The following is a 21,545-nucleotide window of genomic DNA, read 5'->3' as shown; positions in this document are numbered from 1 at the left end:
GTGCGTATGATCAGGCTTTTATCGCCAGCACATGCAGCCAGATGGCGGGAAGGTTGTAGTAACCGGAGCCTTCGCGCTGGGATATTTCGACCGACGACCAGTTCCCGAACTCGAGCGCCTGCCGCAAGTACGCTTCGTCAGGATAGTTATAGTAGCGGCCAAACTGATCTATCCGTTCCTCGCCTCCGGTCTTGAAACTCGCGTAGAGTACGCCGCCGGATCGCAATGCCTTGTGGATATTTTCGAAGATCGTGGGCAGTGACGACTTGGGCGCGTGCAGGAGGCAAGCATTTGCCCAGATGCCGTCGAATTCGTTGACGAAGTCGATGTCCTCGAACAGCAGCACCTCCACCCGTCGGTCCAGCCGCTTTTCGGCCTCCCTGGCCAACTCTGCCGAGCCGTCGGTTGGGATGGCGTCGAATCCAGCAGCAAGCATTGCCTCGCTGTCCTGTCCTCCGCCGCAGCCGAGTTCCAGTATCCGGCCGCCGGCCGGAACGAGTGCAAGGAAAGGTCCCAACTCCTCCGATACCCGGTAGCGCGTCGCGTAGGCCTCGGCCTCGCGTGCATAGAAATCCAGTGTCGGCTGATCCTTCAAGCTACAACCTCTAACCTCTCCAGCCCGTGAAAGTGATAGGTATCACGAAATTGTGGTTCCACGCCGAAATGCAGCGTTGGCAGGCGCTCGAACAGCGTCTTCAGCGACACCTGCAATTCCAGCCTGGCCAATGGGGCTCCAATGCAGAAGTGGATGCCGGCGCCGAAGGAGACATTTTTCTGGTCGGTGCGCTGCGGGTTGAAGAGATCTGCCTCCGCAAAGGCTGAGGGATCGCGGTTGGCCATTCCAAGCAGGAGGCCGAGTTGCTCGTTCGGCTTTATGGTCACACCCGGTACGACCTCGATCTCCTGATAGGCGTAGCGGGTGAACATGTGCAGCGGTGCGTCGTAGCGCAGGCATTCCTCGACCGTAGCGGCGGTTGCCTCCGGCGAAGTGAAGAAACGTCGCGGATCGCCGCCCTGCGCGAGCACTGAGCGCACCGCATTGCCGGTCTGGTGCACCGTTGCCTCATGACCGGCATTGAGCAGCAGGATTGTCGAGGAAACCAGCTCGTCTTCCGAGAGCTTCTGTCCATCTTCCTGGGCGGAGATCAGCAGCGACAGCAGGTCATCGCCTGGCTGCTTGCGCCGTTGGGCGACATAGCCGCGCAGGAAATCGCCGAATTCGCGTGCCGCGCGGTTGGCCGTATCCTCAGTCTCGCGGGTGCGGCCGTGCATGTACATCGCCACCATCTGGTGGGACCAGTCGAGCAACTGCGGCCCCATTTCGACTGGGACGCCGAGCATCTCGGCGATGATGGTGATTGGCAGTGGCGCCGCGTAGGCAGGCAGCAGGTCCACGGGTTTGCCTGGCTCGAAGCGATCGATCAGTTCGTTGGCGAGCGCTTCCACGCGGGGGCGCAGCCTTTCCACTTGGCGAGAGACAAAGGCGCGGTTGACCAGTGTTCGCAGCCGGGTGTGCACCGGTGGCTCGAGCTCCAGCATGGAATTGGCTTCGATCGCGTCGAACGCGGCCAGATGGCTGCGATCCTGCGTCGAGACCGCGGCTGTCCGGGATACCGGTCGGGTTCTGTCGACCGAAGCGGCGGTCGCGGAGCAAGCCGTTGACCGTGTCGTAACCGCCCAGGCACCAGAAGCCGAATTCCTTCCAGAAGAAGGCCGGACTGTTGGCGTGCAGCCAGGCATAGGCGTCATAGGGATCCTGAACGAAAGCAGGCTCGTGCGGGTCGAGGCTGACATGCCGGCTCGCCGGGTCGAAGGAGAGGTAGGCTGGCTTGGTCGGCATAAGTCGCTCTCAGCTTGCGAAGGAAAGGCACAGGATCGGGCCGGAGCCGGCCTCGATGCGTCGCCAGTTCACGAAGGCCGCACTTTCGCACAATGCGGCGAGCAGATCCGGCCGGCTGCGCTTGAGCGCTTCAGCCTGCTCCAGCTGAATGACAACGATGCCGCCTTTTTCCACATGGATGGTCGAAAGGCCAGCATCCGGTTCGTCCAGATGCGACATGCAGTCGATCCAGGCGTCCCAGTTGCGGCCATAAAAAACCGGGAAGCCGAAAGCGTCGGCAAAAAGGGCATGCATGTCGGTGACTTCGGAGCAGTCGATGCGCACAAGACGGTATTGCAAGAAACGCCCCGGGGTTGTGAATTGATATGACTTTCCCGCATCAGAGGGCTGTTGCCAATATGAACGTCATCGTCGTCGGCGCCGGTATCGCCGGCCTCTCCACCGCATGGTCGCTGATCAAGGCCGGACACAGCGTCTCCATTCTGGAGCAGGGGCCGATTCCCAATCCCCTGGCTGCCTCGGGAGACCATCATCGGATCATCCGTCGTGCCTATCGCGCGGGGAGCGGTTATGGCCAATTGATCAGCGAGGCCTATGCCGCCTGGGAAGAATTGTGGAGTGACCTTGGCGAGGACCATCTCGATCAGCGCGGCTTCCTGTGCGTGTCGCGTGAACCAGGCGATGAGGCGGAGGAATATCGCGAGGGCATGGAGGCGGGCGGGTGGCCTATTGAGCTGCTGATGCCCGAGGCCGCGGTTGAACGCTGGCCTTTCCTGGAGGCTGGAAGCTTTCGCTACGCGTATTTTTCGCCGGATGGCGGCGCGTTGCATTGCCGCAAGATCGCGGAGGGACTGGCGAAATGGCTGCGTGCGCACGGCGCTGACGTGCGCGAAAACTGCAGGGCAACCGCAATCGACGCCGCGGCTGGGCGAGTGACGTTTGCCAATGGCGATAGCCTCCAGGCCGATCGCGTGGTGGTTACCGCGGGCGCCTGGGTGCTGAAGCTGTTTCCGGAACTGGGCGACGAGCTGAAGACCTATCGCACTGCGCTTGCCTATGTCGAACCGCCGGTCGATCTGCGCTCTGCCTGGGAAGCTGCCCCTGTCATCCTCGATATCGGCGGCAAGACCGACGGCTACGTGATCCCACTGACCCGTGGGGCCGGGATGAAGCTCGGCTCGGGCCTGCACAAGGTGCCGGCCGCAGATGCCGACTGGAACCGCGTACCGGTACCAGGCGAGGGGGAGCGGATCCGCGACCTGTTCTCGCCACCGATTGCCCGCATCGACGAATACCGGGTGACCGATGTGGTGACCTGTGCCTACACATTCACCGCCGATGAGAAGTTTCTGGCGCGCGAAAAGGGCAAGTGCCTGATTGTTTCGCCCTGTTCGGGCCACGGTTACAAATTTGGCGCCTCGGTCGGTCGTCGTGTCGCCCGTGCTGTCGGTGACGGTGATGTCGAAGGTGTCAAGCGCTGGCTTCGAGCCGAACAGGTTTGACTGCCGCACAACAAGAAGCCGGATCTACCACCCGGCTTCTTGTTGTTGAGCTGTCGCCCGATATCGAAAGCAGACGGAATTCGCCTTCACATCATCCGCTTGCTCAAGCGGGGTTCATCGCTGCGAAGATAGCCCCATAGCTGCCATCGCGTTCGGCCCAACGCCGGGCCTGATCCCGTTCGACCAGCACCTCGCCTCCGGGATGCTCCTGTTGCTCCAGTAATTGCATGACTTCCGCGACAAAGGCATCGACAGGCATCGCGCGTGGATCGGACGCCTGGTCAACACTTGTGAGTTCCGTCTGCACATAGGGCGGCGCGAGTTCGAGCACTTCGACGGGCATGTTGCGAAGCTGGTGCCGCAGCGATTGCAGCCAGGAATGCAGGAATGCCTTGCTTGCACAATAGGCGGGAAAATCAGCGCGCGGCACGAAGGCCAGGTTCGAACTGGTGGCGACGATTGTCGCATCGGCCTGTCTCTTCAGCGTTGGCAGAAGGGCTGCTGTGATACGCAGTACGCCCAGTATGTTGGTTTCGACAATTGCCTCGGCGTCGGAAGTATCCCAATTGTCGCAAGTCATGTCTTCCGCTCGCGAAATGCCGGCGTTGGCAACGAGCACGTTGAGTTCGGGGAAATGCAGCCCGATGTCGGCTGTGGCGCGGGAGAGCGAGGCCGGATCGGCCAGATCCAGCAGCAAGCCGTGGAGGTCAGGCTGACCCACGGTGATCTCATCGAGCAGTGACTGTCGCCGTCCTGTGACGACGACGCGGTTGCCACGGGCGTGGAAAGCCTCGGCCAGCGCGCGACCGATGCCGCTCGTCCCGCCGGTGATGAGGATGGTGTTTCCAGTCATTTTCATGGGTTTGCCTTTCAGGTGCTTGTCGGGAAAGGCGGACGGTGGGGCCAGGCTGTGCAGGACGGGACAACATGCATCCCGGCAAGAGTGCTCTTGCCAAGGCATGTGTCGAGCGGGCCAACAGCCGCTGAGCAGGAAAAATGGACATACCGTTGCGCCTTCGTGATCGAGATCTCCCAGCCGGGACCTTCTCGAAAGGCGCGTTGGATGACGGTAACGCCTACGGCAGCGCCATTCAGGCAACTGCGGGCGGAGAACTAACGCGAGGAGTCGCCGACGTCAATCGATTGATTGGTGCGGAAACTGGTAGTCGATAGAGCCGTTTTCGTGAACACGACGCTCTAGCACGACTGTGGACCCACTAGGATAAAGCACGATGGGTGGGCCCGGTATGATGATGGTTTGAGAGCCATCCAGTCGAATGAAATATCGGTTACTTGACCTGGCTGAGGCCACCGAGATCACCGTGCCCGAGACTTGAACCTTTCTGATGACACGGCTGTAGCCTGAATACGTCCAAAACCCGGTACCAACGATAAGAATCCCGACGATGGCGAAAACCACTCGCCGGGTCACGTCCCATTTGGTTGGTGATGAAAAATCCACCGTCTCCATCAGCCACATATAGAGGCTCGGCCGCCCAACCAAAAGCTGGCGGGCGCGCCTGGATTGGTTCATTCTTTCAGCGGGAAACCCAAGATCGCTCGCCAATGCCCTCGACGACGATGCGGATAAGTCGACGTACCTGACTGTGATCGAATGCTTTTCCCACAAGGGAGTTCAGCATCGCCTGGCCATAGATCCCAAGCAGCACCAGCGCCATGTAATTTGCTTCCTCGTCGTTGCGGACGAGGCCCTGCTGCTGGCCAAGAGCAAGAATGTCCCGGACGAGCCCCTGAAAAGACGGGCGTTCGGACGGCGGCTCCAGGGACGGTCTTATGGAAGGCGCAAGCGCCAGGCGTGCCAGCGATGGGTTGGCGATGCACCAGCGCGCACTGTCCGTCAGAACCAGCTCCAGCAATTCTGTGACGTTCATGTTGCGCGCCATCAATTCACGGTAACCGGCATCGTTCGCTTCCACGCGGGCGATGAGGTTCAAGGCGATGTCTTCCTTCGAGCGGAACAGGTTGTAGACGGTCTTGCGGGTCAATCCGGCGTGCGCGGCGATTTCCTCGACCGAGGTGTTTTCAAACCCTAGTTCCCGGAACGCCTCATCGGCAGCGTCGAGGATCAGATTTCTGGATCGCTCAGTACGTTTCAAGCTTGGCATTTTTATACATATGTGTAAATTTACTCATCTGTAAATATTGGTGGTGACGTGGTTTCCATCCTGACGCAGTTCGGGCCTGAGATCTGGCTTGCCGAAGGCCGGACCGTAACAGCCACGGCCGGTTTTCACTATCCGACGCACATGGCTGTCATTCGTCTGTCCGGAAACCGACTGTTCATCTGGTCGCCGGTAGCCCTTACAGCCGACTTGCAAGCGGCGGTCAGCGCGTTGGGCGAGGTGGGCTATCTCATCCCACCCAATTCACTGCATCACCTGTTCCTGCGTGACTGGCAGCGCGCTTTTCCACAAGCGAAGACCTTTGCCCCGCCAGGGTTACTCGAGAAACGACCTGATATCCCGTTCGATGGTGACCTCGCCGGCATCGCCCAGCCGGCCTGGAACACGGATGTGAAGCAGGTCGTCATGGGCGGAAACCTCATCACAACCGAAGTCGTGTTTTTCCACCTGGCGAGCCGTACCGCTCTCTTCTGCGATCTGATCCAGCAATTCAAACCCGGCTGGTTCTCTGGCTGGCGAGCGGTCGTCGCGCGGCTTGACCTGATGATCGGCGCCGAGGCGTCCGTGCCCCGCAAATTCCGGATCGCATTCACGGACAGGCGGGCCGCACGTGCCTCAATCGAGAAAGTCCTGACCTGGCCTGCGGACAAGGTTTTGATGGCTCATGGCGACCCGATAACGCGGGACGGGCAGGCGTTCTTGCGTCGCGCGTTCCGTTGGCTGATTTGAGCGTGGCCATCCAGTCGGTATCGGCAAAAAGCCGGAGCAAATGCCCCGGCTTTGTCAGCAGGTTGTCTGCTCAGTATTGGCAGTGCCGCGGAATGTGCACGCGGCGCCAGCCGGTCTGGCCTTCGGAGACCATCACGCGGCGGGCGACCTGTCGATAGGTCGGCGGCACCTCCAGCACGCGCTCCGATCCCGGCTGCACGACCACCTGTTCGGTTTCGTAGCCATATTCCGCGGGGATGACGACGCGGCGGCGCGATTCCGGCTGGATCACGACGGTTTCTGCCACCCTCTCATAGCGTGGCGTGTATTTGATCTTGCACAGCACACGGCGGCCGTTGATCCAGCGCCATTCCCAGCCATAGCCGCCATCCGAGACCTGCACGGTGCGGTAACGCGTATCGACGACCGCCGGGATCACCTCATAGGTGACACGTTCCGGTCGGATCAGCACGGCACGCTGGCGCGTACCATAGATCGGAGGCGTCCTGACCACGCGGCTGTAGCCGGGACTGACCTGCTCCTCGCCATAGATGGTGTCGTAGACCGGACGTGTCCGGTACGGCTCGTAACATTCGACCGCGCGGCCGCCGGCCACTGTTTCCGAGGCGGTGCCGAGCATGATCAGCGCGGACACGGCCAGCGAAAGCTGCTTCTTCAACATATGCCACCCCTTTTTACGCGAACTGACGCCGCTCGCTTCAACTTTAACGGACGGTAGTGCGCGGGAAAGTGAATTCTTTAAAATTCGTTAACGGCGGCAAGGCCATAAAATGCGCTGGCCGGATGGCTAGGCGGCACGGTCTTGCGCTAGGGTGAGCCGGCATCCTATCTACGGAAACGACCGTCAGCATCGATTCCGCCCGTTCGGCGCGGAAACCCATCCAGGCAAGGGACCATTTATGAAGAGCCCCATCGAAACCTACATGAACCTCGTTCCGATGGTGGTCGAACAGACCAATCGCGGCGAACGGGCATATGATATCTTCTCGCGTCTTCTCAAGGAACGCATCATCTTCATCACCGGCCCGGTCGAGGACGGCATGGCGACGCTGGTTTGCGCGCAGCTGCTTTTCCTGGAAGCCGAGAACCCGAAGAAGGAAATCAACCTCTACATCAATTCGCCAGGTGGCGTGGTGACGTCCGGCATGGCGATCTATGACACGATGCAGTTCATCAAGCCGGCGGTTTCGACGCTCTGCATCGGCCAGGCCGCATCGATGGGCTCGTTGCTGCTCTGCGCCGGCCACAAGGACATGCGCTTTGCCACGCCGAACGCCCGCATCATGGTGCATCAGCCGTCGGGTGGCTTCCAGGGCCAGGCCTCCGACATCGAACGCCACGCCCAGGACATCATCAAGCTCAAGCGTCGTCTGAACGAGGTCTATGTCAAGCACACCGGCAAGGATTACGAGACCATTGAAAAGACGCTCGACCGCGACCATTTCATGACTGCCGACGAGGCACGGGATTTCGGTCTCATCGACAAGGTCATCGAGAGCCGCGAGCCGGCGGAAACGACCGCAAGCTGATAGTCGGCCCGACTAAAATTGTCAGTTGTCGGCGGCAGACCACGCTTTTGGTGTGGTTTGCGGCATTTCAGCCACAATTGGCTGTTTCCTCGACGACGACGATTGCCTACGTTAAGGCTATGTTGATTTTCGGCGGCTTAGCTTTCCGTGGGGCTGCAGGAATCATTGCCACGTTTTCTGATTTGTGTTTCGTACGGAATGCGTTGCAGGAGCCAGACCACTGGCCGGCGCGGATTCCCGCGATAGATATGTAGGTGTGCCATACGCCAAACCATCGGCGGGTGCCCATGAAAGGACTGGGACGATGAGTAAGGTCAGCAACAGCGGCGGTGACTCCAAGAACACCCTGTATTGCTCCTTCTGTGGCAAGAGCCAGCACGAGGTGCGCAAGCTGATCGCCGGACCGACGGTGTTCATCTGCGATGAATGCGTCGAATTGTGCATGGACATCATCCGCGAGGAGAACAAGACCTCGATGGTGAAGTCGCGCGAAGGCGTGCCGACACCGCAGGAAATCCTGAAGGTTCTGGACGACTATGTCATTGGTCAGCCTTACGCCAAGCGCGTGCTGTCGGTGGCCGTCCACAACCACTACAAGCGCCTCGCGCACGCCGGCAAGAACAACGACGTCGAGCTGGCGAAGTCGAACATCCTTCTGATCGGCCCGACCGGCTGCGGCAAGACGTTGCTCGCCCAGACCCTGGCCCGCATCATCGACGTGCCGTTCACCATGGCTGACGCCACGACGCTGACCGAAGCCGGCTATGTCGGCGAGGATGTCGAGAACATCATCCTGAAGCTGCTGCAGTCGGCTGATTACAATGTCGAGCGCGCGCAGCGTGGCATCGTCTACATCGACGAGATCGACAAGATCAGCCGCAAGTCGGACAATCCTTCGATCACCCGCGACGTGTCGGGCGAGGGCGTCCAGCAGGCGCTTCTGAAGATCATGGAAGGCACGGTTGCCTCTGTGCCACCGCAGGGTGGCCGCAAGCATCCGCAGCAGGAGTTCCTGCAGGTCGACACCGCGAACATCCTGTTCATTTGCGGTGGTGCGTTTGCCGGGCTGGACAAGATCATCTCCGACCGTGGCCGCAAGACCTCGATCGGTTTCGGCGCGACGGTCGCCTCGCCGGAAGATCGTCGCACCGGTGATCTGTTCCGCCAGGTCGAACCCGAGGATCTGCTGAAGTTCGGCCTGATCCCGGAATTCGTCGGTCGTCTGCCGGTTCTGGCGACGCTCGAGGATCTCGATGAGCCTGCGCTGATCCAGATCCTGACCGAGCCGAAGAACGCGCTGGTCAAGCAGTACCAGCGCCTGTTCGAGATGGAGAGCGTGGATCTCACCTTCCATGAGAATGCGCTGTCGGCGATCGCCAAGCGCGCCATCGAGCGCAAGACCGGCGCTCGCGGCCTGCGTTCGATCATGGAAGCCATTTTGCTCGACACCATGTTCGAGCTGCCGGCGCTCGAAGGCGTCCGCGAAGTCGTGATCTCGGAAGAAGTCGTTTCGGGCAACGCCCGGCCGCTCTACATCTATTCCGAGCAGAAGGAAAAGAAGGGCAACGTCAGCGCCTGACAAGTCCTTTTTCAAGATCGAAGCGGCGCCGTTCGGCGCCGTTTTCGTTTCGCGGATAAGGTTCTGCTGGCGGGTTACCTAGCACTAAAGGTAGGTGAAGGTGGACCTTGATCTTTGCCGGTGACTTATCCACTTAACATGCGAAGGCCACGGGCCGAATTCTGTGCTGCAAAACTCCCGTCACAATCGGTGGTAGGCGGAATGGTCCGCGGTCGTTAATATGAGATTCGCGATTGGCCAAAGGCGATCGCGAAGGAAAGGTTGGACAATGGCCAAAATATCCAAGGCTACCGGTGACGGCGCCTTTGCGGTTCTTCCGCTTCGCGACATCGTGGTGTTCCCACACATGATCGTTCCGCTCTTCGTCGGGCGCGAGAAATCGATCAAGGCGCTCGAAGAAGTGATGGGCCAGGAAAAGCAGATCCTGCTTGCCACCCAGATGAACGCCGCCGATGACGATCCCGAGCCCGATGCGATCTACGACATCGGCACGCTGGCCAATGTGTTGCAGTTGCTGAAGCTTCCCGATGGCACCGTGAAGGTGCTGGTCGAGGGCGTGGCACGCGCCAAGATCGTGACCTTTACCGACCGCACCGACTATCATGAGGCCAAGGCCGGTGTTCTGGCCGAACCCGAGGAAGAAGAGGTCGAGGTTGAGGCGCTGGCTCGTTCCGTGGTTTCGGACTTCGAGAACTACGTCAAGCTGAACAAGAAGATCTCTCCTGAGGTGGTCGGCGCGGCCAGCCAGATCGACGACTATTCCAAGCTCGCCGACACGGTTGCCTCGCATCTCGCCATCAAGATCCCCGAGAAGCAGGAGATGCTCGCCACGCTTTCCGTCAAGGAGCGTCTCGAGAAGGCGATGGGCTTCATGGAAGCCGAGATCTCCGTCCTGCAGGTGGAGAAGCGCATCCGCTCGCGCGTCAAGCGCCAGATGGAGAAGACACAGCGCGAGTACTACCTCAACGAGCAGATGAAGGCGATCCAGAAGGAGCTGGGCGAAGGCGAGGACGGTCGCGACGAGGCCGCCGAGATCGAGGCGCGCATCAAGAAGACCAAGCTGACCAAGGAGGCCAGGGAAAAGGCAGAGGCGGAGCTCAAGAAGCTGCGCACCATGTCGCCGATGTCCGCCGAGGCCACGGTCGTGCGCAACTATCTCGACTGGATCCTGTCCATTCCGTGGGGCAGAAACTCCAAGGTCAAGCAGGACCTGAACTTCGCGCAGGACGTGCTCGATACCGATCACTATGGCCTCGACAAGGTCAAGGACCGCATTGTCGAGTACCTCGCCGTGCAGAGCCGCCAGAAGAAGCTGAAGGGGCCGATCCTGTGCCTCGTCGGCCCTCCCGGCGTCGGCAAGACCTCTCTCGGCAAGTCGATCGCCAAGGCGACCGGTCGCGAATTCATCCGCATGGCGCTTGGCGGCGTGCGTGACGAGGCCGAGATCCGCGGTCACCGCCGCACCTACATCGGTTCGATGCCCGGCAAGGTCATCCAGTCGATGAAGAAAGCGAAGAAGTCCAACCCGCTCTTCCTGCTCGATGAGATCGACAAGATGGGCCAGGACTTCCGTGGTGACCCGTCTTCGGCGCTGCTCGAGGTGCTCGATCCGGAACAGAACGCGACGTTCATGGATCACTATCTGGAGGTCGAATACGACCTCTCGAGCGTGATGTTCGTGACGACGGCCAATACGCTGAACATCCCTGCGCCTTTGATGGATCGCATGGAGATCATTCGTATCGCCGGCTACACCGAGGACGAGAAGATCGAGATCGCCAAGCGGCACCTGCTGCCCAAGGTGGTGCGTGACCACGCGCTGCAGCCGAAGGAGTTCTCGGTTTCCGAGGACGCCATCCGTGCTGTCATCCAGACCTACACCCGCGAGGCCGGCGTCCGCAGCCTCGAGCGTGAGCTGATGAAGCTTGGCCGCAAGGCGGTGACCGAGATCCTCAAGACCAAGAAGAAGTCGGTGAAGATCACGGCTGCCAATCTGGCGGACTATCTCGGTGTCGAGCGGTATCGTTTCGGCCGTGCGGAGTCCGACGATCAGGTCGGTGTCGTTACTGGTCTGGCCTGGACGGAAGTCGGTGGCGAGTTGCTGACCGTGGAAGGCGTCATGATGCCCGGTAAGGGCAAGATGACGGTGACCGGCAACCTGCGCGACGTCATGAAGGAATCGATCTCGGCGGCGGCGTCCTACGTCCGCAGCAGGGCGCTCGATTTCGGTGTCGAGCCGCCGCTGTTCGACAAGCGTGACATCCACGTGCACCTGCCGGAAGGCGCCACGCCGAAGGACGGTCCGTCCGCCGGTGCGGCCATGGCCACCGCCATCGTGTCGATCCTGACCGGTATTCCGGTCCGGGCTGATGTGGCGATGACCGGCGAGATCACGCTTCGTGGTCGCATCCTGCCGATTGGCGGCCTCAAGGAGAAGCTGCTTGCAGCACTGCGTGGCGGCATCAAGAAGGTGCTGATCCCGGAAGACAACGCCAAGGACTTGGCGGAGATTCCGGACAATGTGAAGAACGGGATGGAGATCATTCCGGTCTCGCGTGTCGGCGAAGTGCTACGGCACGCGCTGGTCAGGATGCCTGAGCCGATCGAGTGGGTGGAGCCGGTTAACGCCCCGGCAAACGCCGATGTCGATGACGCTGGAAAGTCGCTTGCTCACTAGAGCTTCGCGCGTCCGTTAGGGCGCGCGAAGGCTGCTCTGAGGTTCTGGAGCCGTGCTTTGTGCTTGCCGAGAATCGATTTCGGTTTTCGGGTTGCTAAGTGAGCGTCGGCTAAGAGTGCAATGCACAAATGAAAAGCCGGGCCCTGTGCCCGGCTTTTTCGTGAAAAAGCCCGGTTTTCCGGGCTTTTTTCGTTCTTTTGTCGGTCTTTTGGCTTGGTTGTCGGAACGCTTCTTTCTAAAGTCCAATCCCTGCCGGATGAGTCGTAAGTTCCGGTGTTCTCATGGAAGGGAATTTTGATGAACAAGAACGAACTGGTGTCCGCTGTCGCCGATGCCGCGAAGATCTCGAAGGGTGACGCGCAGTCGGCGGTGGATGCGGTGTTTGCCGTTATCACCGGCGAGTTGAAGAAGGGTGGCGATGTCCGTCTGGTTGGCTTCGGCAATTTCTCGGTTTCGAAGCGCGCTGCCTCGACCGGCCGCAACCCGCAGACCGGCGCGGAAGTGAAGATCCCGGCCCGCACGGTGCCGAAGTTCACCGCCGGCAAGGGCCTGAAGGACGCCGTCAACTAAGGCGCGCTGTTTGTTCAGAACTGCGAAAAGCCGGGCCTAGCGCCCGGCTTTTTTGTTGGGTGCCTGCCCGGGAGGGGAGCCCCCGACCCGGACTAGAAATATGTCTGTGGTTGAATCTGCCTGGCGCGCTGGCGCAGGTAGAAACAATAGAAGCCGAAAGCTGCCGCGAACCACATGTAACCCTCGCCGATCGCCAATCGGTTGTTGGAGTTGCTGAGCAGTGTGATGGCGAAGAAGATCAGCGTTGAAATGTAGCAATGCCATGCGATTGGTTCGATGAGCTTCGTCCGTGCGGCTTGCTGCACCTGTCTTGCCGACCAGATGAAGAGAAACGCATAGAACGTCAGCCCGGCGATGCCGTAACGGACGGCGATCTCAAGATAGCCGTTGTGGAAGACATCGTAGATCTGGGTGTGATAGGCCCTGTTCTGCCATTCGGTGAGCCAGGCTGAGCTGGCGCCGAAAATCGGATGATGTTTCCAGATTTCAAGCGCGTTGGACCACAACATCAAGCGCTCCTTGGCCGATACAGGCGTCAGGTCGCTCTTGATGGCGTGTTCGAGGGCGCTGCCTACACCGTTCGTGGTCGCGTCAGTTATGGACCTTCCGACGAAGGCAAGCGTGTCGCCCGCAGTCGATGACAGGATGCCGTAAGAGAAGAAAAGGCCAACAAGGATCAGGACCAGGGCGCCCATGCCCACGAGGACGTAGCGCCGACTTCCCCGCAGCACGGTCAAGACAACCAGCAGGAGCAGCGCTGCAGTCAGAGCAAGCCACACGCCCTTCGACCGCAGTGCGACGATGTTGACGACGGCAAAAATCAGCACGGCTGCCGAGAGCAGCCAGAACAGTACCTTGCCTCCTGCTCCCAGATCGCTGCGCTGCGTGGTGTAAATCGCAAACTGCAGCGCACACAGGAAGATGAAACCAGCGCCGATCGCCGCATGGATAGGATTGTTGAACAGCACCGTCTCGGGTTTCAAGCCTTGAAGTATCGCCTCGTAGCCGGTGCCCGCTGAAAGAAAGGCCAGGCTCGCAACCATAAAACATGCAGCCACGATCGACGGGCGCCTGACATAGGCCAGCAGTGTGAAACCCGTCGTCGCATAGAGAGCGGGAAACAAGTAGATGCCTTCAGACGCGCCGAGTTGGCCGGTGGTGAAATAGACCGCTGCAAGGCGGGCGAACACATAGAAGGTCCAGGCAAAACAGAGATAGCCAACCCCACCGATCAACGGTTTGCCGTATGTCCACAAATCCTTGCCCAGCCAGCGGAAGATGCCCACCAGGAAAAGGAGAACCCCGGCGTAGCGATAGGTGTCAGCCTCCCGCCAGACTGGTGAGACGAAAGCCAGCACGAGAAGTGTTGCGAGCATCTGCCACAGCAGAGGCTGTCTGGGCGCTGTGAAATCCGCCGCATCGCTGTCCAGCGGCGGGCGTAGAAAAACGTGATGCAAACGTCGAAACTGATCCTTGGCGCGGAAGGAGGCCGTTCCCAGCCGTTTCCACCACGAGAATCTGGCGCCCTTGTAGCTTCCGGAAGGCCCCGCGATGCTGGAAACAGCGCTGCGCGATGTGAAGCTCAACACGTTCTTTCGGGTCGAATAGACTTCGAGGCCGGAATCCCAGAACCTTTCCAGGGCGATATCCCAAGGCAGGGTCATCGTGGCGAGTTTCGAGATCAGCTTCTGCGCGCCTTGTCTCGATACGAGATAGGCGGCTGCGGAGCCCTGCGGACCATGGAGCGCCCGCCCGATCTCATCGCCTCGCGAGGTTGTAACCGCTCGGATGAACAGCCCGGTTCTGTGAGTGGTGAGCTTGATGGCGTCGAAATTCGGTACGGCGGCGATAATCGCTTCGATCCGGCTCAGAGTGTCTTCGTTGAAGGCGACGTCGTCCTCGATGATCAAACCGTATGGCTTGCCTTCGTCCAGGAATGTCTGCAACGCAGTCAGATGGCTCTGGTAGCAGGCATATTCAGTCGGCAGGATCTCTCGCCCGCTCCGTGCCCTGGCGGTTGCCAGGTCCACGCCGTCCCAATTCTCAACCGGCAGACCTCTGCCGTCGATCGCCGATACACGGCGCAAGGAAAGTCCCGCGGAACTGGCATTGCCCGCCAGTTCCTCCCAGCGGTCGACTTCGGTGTCGAGATTGATGGCGAAGATGGGCAGGTCCATGTTGCGGTTCTGACGTTCCGGTTGAAGCACGCTTTATATGCAGAATCACCAGCTTGGCCAGCGCGCGGCAACGCCAGTCTTTAAATTGTAGAGATTTTGGAGGTGTTGATAAGCGTGCCGACTTTTTGCCGGGCTGTTTCGCGGTCGACGATCGGCTTGGCCAGAGGCGTTGTCCTGCTGAAAGAACAATAGTGCCAGGGACACAACCGACCATACCATATCTTCATGCAGGCAAAGCCGCATGAAGATTGAAAAACAACAGCTTTCTGCTGAAAACTAGAATGGCGCGAGTGACGGGGCTCGAACCCGCGACCTCCGGCGTGACAGGCCGGCACTCTAACCGACTGAGCTACACCCGCGCACCGACGACACGTGTCTGTGTCGTCGTTGGCGGCTGGATAAGGGGTTCACCGGCAGGTGTCAAGCGGCCCGTCACGGCTAATTGCAGTTCATGCGAAGGTTTTTTGACAAGCCGTTGGAAAGCCGCGAAAGCGCGAGCTTAACATCCCTTCAATCTTGTCATTTGGTCTTGCGAAGCGTTCGCTAACTGCTTAAAGGTCCGCGCCGGAGCGGGCGATTAGCTCAGTTGGTAGAGCGCTTCGTTTACACCGAAGATGTCGGCGGTTCGAGCCCGTCATCGCCCACCAGATTCCTCAAGACGACGATCCGAATTTGACCGGCAGCCTCAGCCGCCGGCGTTCGATGCAGACGCCCTTATGCCCCGGCAATTGAAAACGCCGCACCGGACCCGGTGCGGCGCGATGACTGTCCTGGGAGGAGACGGCTCAGGCCTTCTTGCGGCGGTTCTGACGCTGCTGGTCGATGATCACGGCGGCTACGATGATCATGCCCTTGATGATTTCCTGATAGTAGGCGCCTACTTTCAGGAAGGTGAATCCCGAGGTCAGCACACCCAGAATGATGGTTCCGATCAGGGTTCCGGATATTCGTCCAACGCCGCCGGAAAGGGACGTGCCGCCGATCACTGCTGCAGCAATCGCATCGAGCTCGTAGGCGACACCCATATTGGGCTGACCGGACGCGGCGCGCGCAGCCGTGACAACACCGGCTAGGCCTGAGAGCAGGCCGGCGATGGCATAGACCTTGATCAGATGGTTGCCGATATTGATTCCCGATACGCGCGCTGCCTGTGGATTGGCGCCGATCGCGTAGGTGAATTTGCCGTAGCGCGTGTAGCCAAGCGCCACATGGAAGACCGCCGCAACCAGCAGGAAGATGATCACTGGCAGCGGCAGTGGGAAGCCGAAGATATCGAAGCTCTTGCCGAACCAGGTGAACTCATCCGATAGCAAGGCTACAGGCTGGCCCTGCGTGTACCATTTGGCGAGACCGCGTGCCGACACCATCATGCCGAGCGTGGCGATGAAAGGCGGTATCTTGGTTTTTGCTATGATGAAGCCGTTCACCCAGCCTGCGAGCAGGCCGACGGCAAGGCCGGCCAAAATGGCAAAGATTGGCGAGATGTCGGTCAGCGATGGATAGACAGCGCGTGGGTTGACTGACGTTTGCGCCAGACTGGCCGCGACCATGGCAACGAGACCGACAACCGAACCGGAAGACAGGTCGACACCACCGGTGATGATGACCTGTGTGACACCGACTGCAATGATGCCGATGACCGACACCTGCAGGATAATGATGGAGAGGCGCTGCTTGTTCATCAGGAAGCTGTCGCCAACCAGAATCCAGCCCAGGATCTCGAACACGAGCGCGATCCCTATGAGAACGGCGAGGATCGAAACTTCCGGAGGGAGGCGTTTCTTTGCCCCTATCATGCGTGTGGGGCCCGCAACATCGTTCGTAGTCATGTTTGTCTCCACCAAGGTGGGGCAGCAAATCTCAGTGAGATGCCAGCTCCATGATTTTCACTTGATTGGCTTCTTCGCGGTCCAGAAATCCGGTCACCCGACCTTCGTGAACCACCATGATGCGGTCGCTCATGCCGAGCACCTCCGGCATTTCGGATGAGATCATGATCACTGCGACGCCTTCGCCCGCCAGTTTGGAGATCAGGCGATGGATCTCCGCCTTGGCGCCGACATCGATGCCCCGCGTCGGTTCGTCGAGAATCAGGATCTTCGGCTTGGTCAGCAACCAGCGTCCGATGAGAACCTTCTGCTGATTGCCGCCGGACAGGTTGTTGATCGGCTCCGACATGTCGGGTGTCTTGACGCGCAGGGCGTTGCTGATGTCGATCGAATCCTTGGCAAGACGCTTTTGCTCGACGAAGCCATTCTTGACATAGCCCGACTGCAGCACGGCGATTTGGGTGTTCTCCTGAATGTCGAGCAGGAGGAAACAGCCCGTGTCCTTGCGGTCTTCCGTGAGGAAGGCCATGCCATGACGCATTGCGGTGGCGGGGTTGTCGACGCGTATCGTCTTGCCGAACAGCTCGATCGTGCCTGAATCGGCTGGCGTAACGCCGAAGATCGTTTCGGCGATGTTGGAACGGCCCGAGCCGACAAGTCCTGCGATGCCCAGAATTTCACCGGAGCGCACCTCGAAGGTGACATCCTTGAAGATGCCGTTCAGAGCGAGGTCCTTCACGGAAAGCACCACCTCTCCGATTGGTACCGTTTCCTTCGGGAACATCTGGGTGATCTCGCGCCCGACCATCATGCGGATGATGTCGTCGCGGGTCACCTCGGTCGATTTTCTGGTCGCGATGTATCTGCCGTCGCGGAACACCGAGAATTCGTCCGCGATCTCGAACAGCTCATTCATCTTGTGCGTGATGTAGATGATGCCCTTGCCCTGTTCGCGCAGGCTGCGGATGATCTTGAAAAGGTGCTCGACCTCGCGTTCGGTCAAGGCTGACGTCGGTTCGTCCATGATCAGCACGTCGGATTCATAGGACACCGCCTTAGCGATTTCGACCATCTGTCGATTGGCAACGCTCAGTGTGCCGACCTGGGCATCCGGATCGAGGTCGATGTTGAGTCGCTTGAACAGCGCAGCGGTTTGGGCGTGCATCCGCGCATGGTCGATGAAACCGAAACGGTTGGTCGGTTCGCGCCGGATCCAGATGTTTTCGGCCACCGTCATCGGCGCCATCAGGTTGAGTTCCTGATGGATCATGGCAATGCCTTTTTCCAAGGCGTCGAGCGGGCTCCTGAGGCGAATATCTTTGTCGTGAAAGCGGAACGAACCGGAGTCGGGGGTGTAGATTCCGGCGATGATCTTCATCAGCGTCGACTTGCCAGCACCATTTTCGCCCATTAGGGCATGAACGCTGCCGCGACGCAGGCGGAATTGTACATTGTCGAGGGCAAGGACCCCCGGAAATTCCTTACGCACACCCTCAACCTCGAGGATGTAGTCGTCGATGGGGACGATGCCGGTGTCGTGCGTTGTGGCTGCCAAAGGGCTCTGCATGCCGATCAGTCCTCCCAGACCCGGTTCAGATGCACGGCTGATGAAATCGAAGGGAGAGACGCGCCGCGCATGCGGCGCGCTCTTGGCCCCGGTCAGTTCTTCGAGATGTACTGATCCATGTTGGCTGGGGTCACCAGTTCGAACGGCACCCATACCGGCGACTGCACGGCTTCACCCTTCGCCAGTTTCATTGCGGTTTCGATTGCGCCGCCGCCCTGAGCTGCCGCATTCTGGAAGACCGTCACATCAAGATCCCCGGCCTTCATGTAGGCGAGCGCTTCCTGCGTGGCGTCGACGCCGCCGACGATCACTGTTTTCATGTCCCAGCCCGCGGCCTTCATCGCGTTGATGGCGCCGATGGCCATATTGTCATTGTTGGAAATGACAGCATCCGGCTTGTGACCTGCCGCGATCCAGTTGGTCATCAGATCCTGAGCCTTGACCGGATCCCAGCCGGCGGTCTGTTCGTCGATGATCTTGATGAATGAGCAGTCCGGAGTTGCAATCACGTCATGCACGTCCTTGGTGCGCATGACCGCCGCCTGGTTGGCCAGGTCGCCCTGCATCACCAGGATGCCGGCTTCCGTCTTGCCGGCTTCCTTGAGCTGGCGGCAGACCTCCTTTGTCTCCAACGTGCCGGAATCGACTTCGTTCGAGCCAACGAACGCGCCTTTGCCCAGCTTGTCCATGTCGATTGGCTGGCGATTGACGTAGACGATCGGGATTCCGGCGTCGTTGGCGAGCTTGGTCATGCTCGCGGTGGCCGAGGTGTCGACGGGATTGACGATGACCGCATCTACCTTGGCGGCGATGAAGTTTTGCACCTGGCTGAGTTGCTTGTTGACATCGTCGTCGGCGATTTCGATCTGGACCGGCTGCTTGGCGTCGGATGCTGCTTTTTCGATGCCTTTCCGGAGCACCGTCAGGAATGTATCCGAATTCGCCATCGACACACCGATGTCGCCGGCAAAGGCTGTGCCAGTCATAAGCGCTGTAACAATAGCGCCCAGCAAAAGCTTCTTCATTTCAGTTCTCCTCCACAGATGGTGTCCGGTCGCACCTGACAATCCGGATTCCTGCTCCCAAACCTGCCGGCCCGATGTTCCTCCTGGGACGGCATGGAAATTCACTTGACGGACCTCCAGAGCACTAATTGGAATGCTTGAAGCGTATTAACTCTTTATGGAATATTTGTTCCATTTTATGGCGCATTCGTCAATATGGAATTTTTGCGGCGGCAGTCGCGCTATGCGGGCTTTAGGAAATTGCGGGCTTTAGGAAATGGAAGGCTGAGCACGGGCAGGGCGCGCGGGTGCCTCGCCCGGGCCTGCCTGAGGACCGATCGGCTTTGCGCGGCTATCCGGTGTTGTGGCCTTGATCTGGAGAATCTCGAAACGCGAGAATTGACGACGGCCTTCGCGCCATCCGAGAGTACTTACAGGTACTTCTCGACTTTCTTGCCGATCCTCAGGAAGCGCAACGGATCGATGGCATCACCGTCGTGCCGGACCTCATAGTGCAGATGCGGACCGGTCGAGCGACCCGACGAGCCGGTCTGGCCGACGACGTCGCCGGCTTTGACGGCCTGGCCGATGGCGACATCGACGCGGCTGAGATGGGCATAGCGGGTTGTGTAGCCTTGACCATGATCGACTTCGACCATGCGGCCATAGCCACCGTTCCAGCCTGCCTTGGTGATTACGCCGGGTGCCGTGGCCCGGGCGGGAGAACCAAGTGGAATACGGAAGTCCATGCCTGAATGCAGCGCCGCGGTGCCCAGCAGGGGATCCGTGCGTACGCCGAACGGGCTGGTCACGGCGCGTCCCGGGGCGGGATTGGCGAGTGGCAACCGCCTCGCTTCCTTGCGCAGATGGTCGAGCTGGTCGAGGGCTTCGTCCAGTTCCTTGACCTTGGTGTCAAACAATGTCGCGCGATCAATCGGCACAAGCGGGCCACCGACATCGGTCTCATCCTTGCCGAAATCGGCGTCCACAGGCAGTCCGGCTGCTTGCAGCGCATCCTTGATGGCGTCCGCATTCTGATAGGTTGTATCGGCAAGTCGGGTTATGCGCTGCAACTGCTCCGTCTCTATCGCCTGCAGCGATTGATTGATGGCCCCAAACAACTTGTCGGCGCGGTCCGCGGAAGACGCGTCCACAGGCAGGTCGGCGCGAGTTGACCAGCGTGAAAATGCCGGAGCCTCGGAACTGCCGCCCATGCTGGCCAGCGCGGCAAGCTCCGGCATCGCTTTGTTGCCGATGAGCGCAGCGTGGTCTTCAGGCTTGGTTCGATCGGCCGGAGCGGTCGGCGTTGGATTTTGCAGTTCCGGGCTGATCCCTTCGAGAGTTTCTGCGCGTTCGAGGATAGGGCCAAGCCGGCCATGACGCTGGCTGAGCTGGGTCTGACGCGCCAGCAATTCACCGACCTTGGTCTCCATCAATTGCTGGTCGAGCAATTGCCGGCTGGTGATCCGGTCCACCTGCGCACGCAGTGCGGAGATGCGGTCCTCGTAAGCCTGCTGCATGCGGGCCTGGCGAGCGGTCGTTGCGCCGATAAGGTCGTCGCGGAAAACAAGATAGGATGTGGCCAGCAGGTAACCGACGACGACGGCGGCAACGACTGAACCCAGACACGCAATCATCCAGGGACGCACCGTGAAGTGCCGGATTTCATCGCCACGGGCGATGATGACCGTATGCGGCTCCTTGCGCCTGCCGAACACTGCCGACTGACCGTTTGCGTTCACCGGACCAGGCTTTCGTTTGCTACCCCAACAATGCCCATTAGGCACTTGTTATGGTTAACAAAGGCTTGCCCTGCACGATCCGCGCAGCTTTAAGGTCCGTAAATCCGAGCCGATGTCTGACTACAAGGCTCGAACCGCTTCGAGAACCGCTTCTGCGTGGCCCTTGACCCGTACCTTGCGCCAGACGCGGGCGATATGGCCGTCGCGCCCGATCAGGAAAGTGGCCCGTTCCACTCCCATATAGGTGCGTCCATACATCTTCTTTTCCACCCACAGGTGATAGGCTTCGATTACCTTGCGCTCTTCGTCGGAGGCGAGGGCGATATCCAGGGCATGCTTGGCCTTGAATTTGTCGTGCTTCCTTACGCTGTCGGGCGAGAGTCCGATCACCACTGCGCCGGCCTTTTCGAAATCGGATTTGAGCTGCGAGAAGCTGATTGCCTCATTGGTGCAGCTTGGGGTGTCGTCCTCCGGATAGAAATAAAGAACCACCGGCTTGCCGACAAAGGAAGAGAGTTTAAGGCTGCCGCCGCCATCGGCTGGGAGAGTGAAATCAGGTGCAACATCACCCACATCAAGATCGGCCATAACCACGCCTTTGTTTGAGCCTAAGCGCCGAACCTATGATGCCGGTGAGGGGATAGCCTCGGCTGGCA

The 21,545-nt window shown here is 59.8% G+C and carries 17 protein-coding genes, 2 tRNA genes and 1 pseudogene; 7 read left to right on the top strand and 13 right to left on the bottom strand.

Annotated features, from left to right (window positions below; translation table 11 throughout):
• Positions 1-10 precede the first annotated feature (10 nt).
• The 3 genes and pseudogenes from ACFJIU_RS14920 to ACFJIU_RS14910 form a co-directional block, all read right to left on the bottom strand.
• Positions 11-595, bottom strand: a complete 585-nt coding sequence (locus ACFJIU_RS14920; protein WP_379072729.1) for a class I SAM-dependent methyltransferase — start codon at positions 593-595, stop codon at positions 11-13.
• Positions 592-1,840: pseudogene (locus tag ACFJIU_RS14915) on the bottom strand (cytochrome P450). The gene ACFJIU_RS14920 and the pseudogene ACFJIU_RS14915 overlap by 4 nt, the downstream one beginning before the upstream one ends.
• Positions 1,841-1,849: 9 nt before the next feature.
• Positions 1,850-2,179, bottom strand: a complete 330-nt coding sequence (locus ACFJIU_RS14910) for a barstar family protein (protein WP_379072727.1) — start codon at positions 2,177-2,179, stop codon at positions 1,850-1,852.
• Between the two features lie 59 nt (positions 2,180-2,238).
• On the opposite strand from ACFJIU_RS14910, the gene ACFJIU_RS14905 reads away from it, so the two are divergent.
• Positions 2,239-3,342 (top strand): NAD(P)/FAD-dependent oxidoreductase, encoded by a 1,104-nt coding sequence (locus ACFJIU_RS14905; RefSeq protein WP_379072725.1) that lies wholly within the window; start codon positions 2,239-2,241, stop codon positions 3,340-3,342.
• Positions 3,343-3,445: 103 nt separating this feature from the next.
• Here ACFJIU_RS14905 and ACFJIU_RS14900 read toward each other — a convergent pair whose 3' ends face one another.
• Both ACFJIU_RS14900 and ACFJIU_RS14895 read right to left on the bottom strand, forming a co-directional pair.
• On the bottom strand, positions 3,446-4,201 hold the full coding sequence (locus ACFJIU_RS14900; RefSeq protein WP_379072723.1) for an SDR family oxidoreductase: 756 nt from the start codon (positions 4,199-4,201) through the stop codon (positions 3,446-3,448).
• Positions 4,202-4,880: 679 nt separating this feature from the next.
• Positions 4,881-5,468 (bottom strand): TetR/AcrR family transcriptional regulator, encoded by a 588-nt coding sequence (locus ACFJIU_RS14895; protein WP_379072721.1) that lies wholly within the window; start codon positions 5,466-5,468, stop codon positions 4,881-4,883.
• Between the two features lie 57 nt (positions 5,469-5,525).
• On the opposite strand from ACFJIU_RS14895, the gene ACFJIU_RS14890 reads away from it, so the two are divergent.
• A complete protein-coding gene (locus ACFJIU_RS14890) occupies positions 5,526-6,215 on the top strand; it encodes a DUF4336 domain-containing protein (protein ID WP_379073104.1) in 690 nt (229 codons plus the stop codon).
• 70 nt (positions 6,216-6,285) lie between these two features.
• On the opposite strand, the gene ACFJIU_RS14885 is transcribed toward ACFJIU_RS14890, so the two are convergent.
• Positions 6,286-6,876: a hypothetical protein gene (locus ACFJIU_RS14885; protein ID WP_379072720.1), complete on the bottom strand. Its 591-nt coding sequence runs from the start codon at positions 6,874-6,876 to the stop codon at positions 6,286-6,288.
• Positions 6,877-7,114: 238 nt separating this feature from the next.
• On the opposite strand from ACFJIU_RS14885, the gene clpP reads away from it, so the two are divergent.
• The 4 genes from clpP to hupB all read left to right on the top strand — a co-directional run bounded on the left by clpP (position 7,115) and on the right by hupB (position 12,570).
• Positions 7,115-7,744 (top strand): ATP-dependent Clp endopeptidase proteolytic subunit ClpP, encoded by a 630-nt coding sequence (clpP, locus tag ACFJIU_RS14880; RefSeq protein ID WP_379072718.1) that lies wholly within the window; start codon positions 7,115-7,117, stop codon positions 7,742-7,744.
• 304 nt (positions 7,745-8,048) lie between these two features.
• Entirely contained in the window at positions 8,049-9,323 is a 1,275-nt protein-coding gene (gene clpX, locus ACFJIU_RS14875) for an ATP-dependent Clp protease ATP-binding subunit ClpX (protein ID WP_054308708.1), read from the top strand.
• Positions 9,324-9,591: 268 nt separating this feature from the next.
• Positions 9,592-12,000: an endopeptidase La gene (lon, locus tag ACFJIU_RS14870; protein ID WP_379072716.1), complete on the top strand. Its 2,409-nt coding sequence runs from the start codon at positions 9,592-9,594 to the stop codon at positions 11,998-12,000.
• 297 nt (positions 12,001-12,297) lie between these two features.
• On the top strand, positions 12,298-12,570 hold the full coding sequence (gene hupB / locus ACFJIU_RS14865; RefSeq protein ID WP_129410362.1) for a DNA-binding protein HupB: 273 nt from the start codon (positions 12,298-12,300) through the stop codon (positions 12,568-12,570).
• Positions 12,571-12,662: 92 nt separating this feature from the next.
• On the opposite strand, the gene ACFJIU_RS14860 is transcribed toward hupB, so the two are convergent.
• Entirely contained in the window at positions 12,663-14,747 is a 2,085-nt protein-coding gene (locus ACFJIU_RS14860) for an O-antigen ligase family protein (RefSeq protein WP_379072714.1), read from the bottom strand.
• 282 nt (positions 14,748-15,029) lie between these two features.
• Positions 15,030-15,106, bottom strand: a tRNA-Asp gene (locus tag ACFJIU_RS14855).
• A 212-nt stretch (positions 15,107-15,318) separates the two neighbouring features.
• On the opposite strand from ACFJIU_RS14855, the gene ACFJIU_RS14850 reads away from it, so the two are divergent.
• Positions 15,319-15,394, top strand: a tRNA-Val gene (locus tag ACFJIU_RS14850).
• A gap of 138 nt (positions 15,395-15,532) precedes the next feature.
• Here ACFJIU_RS14850 and ACFJIU_RS14845 read toward each other — a convergent pair.
• From ACFJIU_RS14845 to ACFJIU_RS14825, 5 genes are all read right to left on the bottom strand, one after another.
• Positions 15,533-16,576, bottom strand: a complete 1,044-nt coding sequence (locus tag ACFJIU_RS14845) for an ABC transporter permease (protein ID WP_379072712.1) — start codon at positions 16,574-16,576, stop codon at positions 15,533-15,535.
• Between the two features lie 31 nt (positions 16,577-16,607).
• Positions 16,608-18,143 (bottom strand): sugar ABC transporter ATP-binding protein, encoded by a 1,536-nt coding sequence (locus tag ACFJIU_RS14840; protein ID WP_379072710.1) that lies wholly within the window; start codon positions 18,141-18,143, stop codon positions 16,608-16,610.
• Positions 18,144-18,235: 92 nt separating this feature from the next.
• Positions 18,236-19,168, bottom strand: a complete 933-nt coding sequence (locus ACFJIU_RS14835) for a sugar ABC transporter substrate-binding protein (RefSeq protein WP_379072708.1) — start codon at positions 19,166-19,168, stop codon at positions 18,236-18,238.
• A 410-nt stretch (positions 19,169-19,578) separates the two neighbouring features.
• A complete protein-coding gene (locus tag ACFJIU_RS14830; protein WP_379072706.1) occupies positions 19,579-20,889 on the bottom strand; it encodes a M23 family metallopeptidase in 1,311 nt (436 codons plus the stop codon).
• Between the two features lie 120 nt (positions 20,890-21,009).
• Positions 21,010-21,477 (bottom strand): peroxiredoxin, encoded by a 468-nt coding sequence (locus ACFJIU_RS14825; RefSeq protein WP_379072704.1) that lies wholly within the window; start codon positions 21,475-21,477, stop codon positions 21,010-21,012.
• Positions 21,478-21,545: the final 68 nt, after the last annotated feature.

The sequence above is a fragment of the Mesorhizobium sp. UC74_2 genome, from assembly GCF_042701485.1.
Taxonomy (GTDB): Bacteria; Pseudomonadota; Alphaproteobacteria; order Rhizobiales; family Rhizobiaceae; genus Mesorhizobium.
The sequence above is the reverse complement of the archived record's forward strand: the minus strand, read 5'-3'. Positions and strand labels throughout refer to the sequence as shown.

What these genes read in the sequence shown, in the direction of transcription:
- ACFJIU_RS14905 (WP_379072725.1), top strand. Translation starts at nt 2,239, where the DNA reads ATGAACGTCATCGTCGTCGGCGCCGGTATCGCCGGCCTCTCCACCGCA.
- ACFJIU_RS14900 (WP_379072723.1), bottom strand. Translation starts at nt 4,201, where the DNA reads ATGAAAATGACTGGAAACACCATCCTCATCACCGGCGGGACGAGCGGC.
- ACFJIU_RS14895 (WP_379072721.1), bottom strand. Translation starts at nt 5,468, where the DNA reads ATGCCAAGCTTGAAACGTACTGAGCGATCCAGAAATCTGATCCTCGAC.
- ACFJIU_RS14885 (WP_379072720.1), bottom strand. Translation starts at nt 6,876, where the DNA reads ATGTTGAAGAAGCAGCTTTCGCTGGCCGTGTCCGCGCTGATCATGCTC.
- clpP (WP_379072718.1), top strand. Translation starts at nt 7,115, where the DNA reads ATGAAGAGCCCCATCGAAACCTACATGAACCTCGTTCCGATGGTGGTC.
- clpX (WP_054308708.1), top strand. Translation starts at nt 8,049, where the DNA reads ATGAGTAAGGTCAGCAACAGCGGCGGTGACTCCAAGAACACCCTGTAT.
- lon (WP_379072716.1), top strand. Translation starts at nt 9,592, where the DNA reads ATGGCCAAAATATCCAAGGCTACCGGTGACGGCGCCTTTGCGGTTCTT.
- hupB (WP_129410362.1), top strand. Translation starts at nt 12,298, where the DNA reads ATGAACAAGAACGAACTGGTGTCCGCTGTCGCCGATGCCGCGAAGATC.
- ACFJIU_RS14860 (WP_379072714.1), bottom strand. Translation starts at nt 14,747, where the DNA reads ATGGACCTGCCCATCTTCGCCATCAATCTCGACACCGAAGTCGACCGC.
- ACFJIU_RS14845 (WP_379072712.1), bottom strand. Translation starts at nt 16,576, where the DNA reads ATGACTACGAACGATGTTGCGGGCCCCACACGCATGATAGGGGCAAAG.
- ACFJIU_RS14840 (WP_379072710.1), bottom strand. Translation starts at nt 18,143, where the DNA reads ATGCAGAGCCCTTTGGCAGCCACAACGCACGACACCGGCATCGTCCCC.
- ACFJIU_RS14835 (WP_379072708.1), bottom strand. Translation starts at nt 19,168, where the DNA reads ATGAAGAAGCTTTTGCTGGGCGCTATTGTTACAGCGCTTATGACTGGC.
- ACFJIU_RS14825 (WP_379072704.1), bottom strand. Translation starts at nt 21,477, where the DNA reads ATGGCCGATCTTGATGTGGGTGATGTTGCACCTGATTTCACTCTCCCA.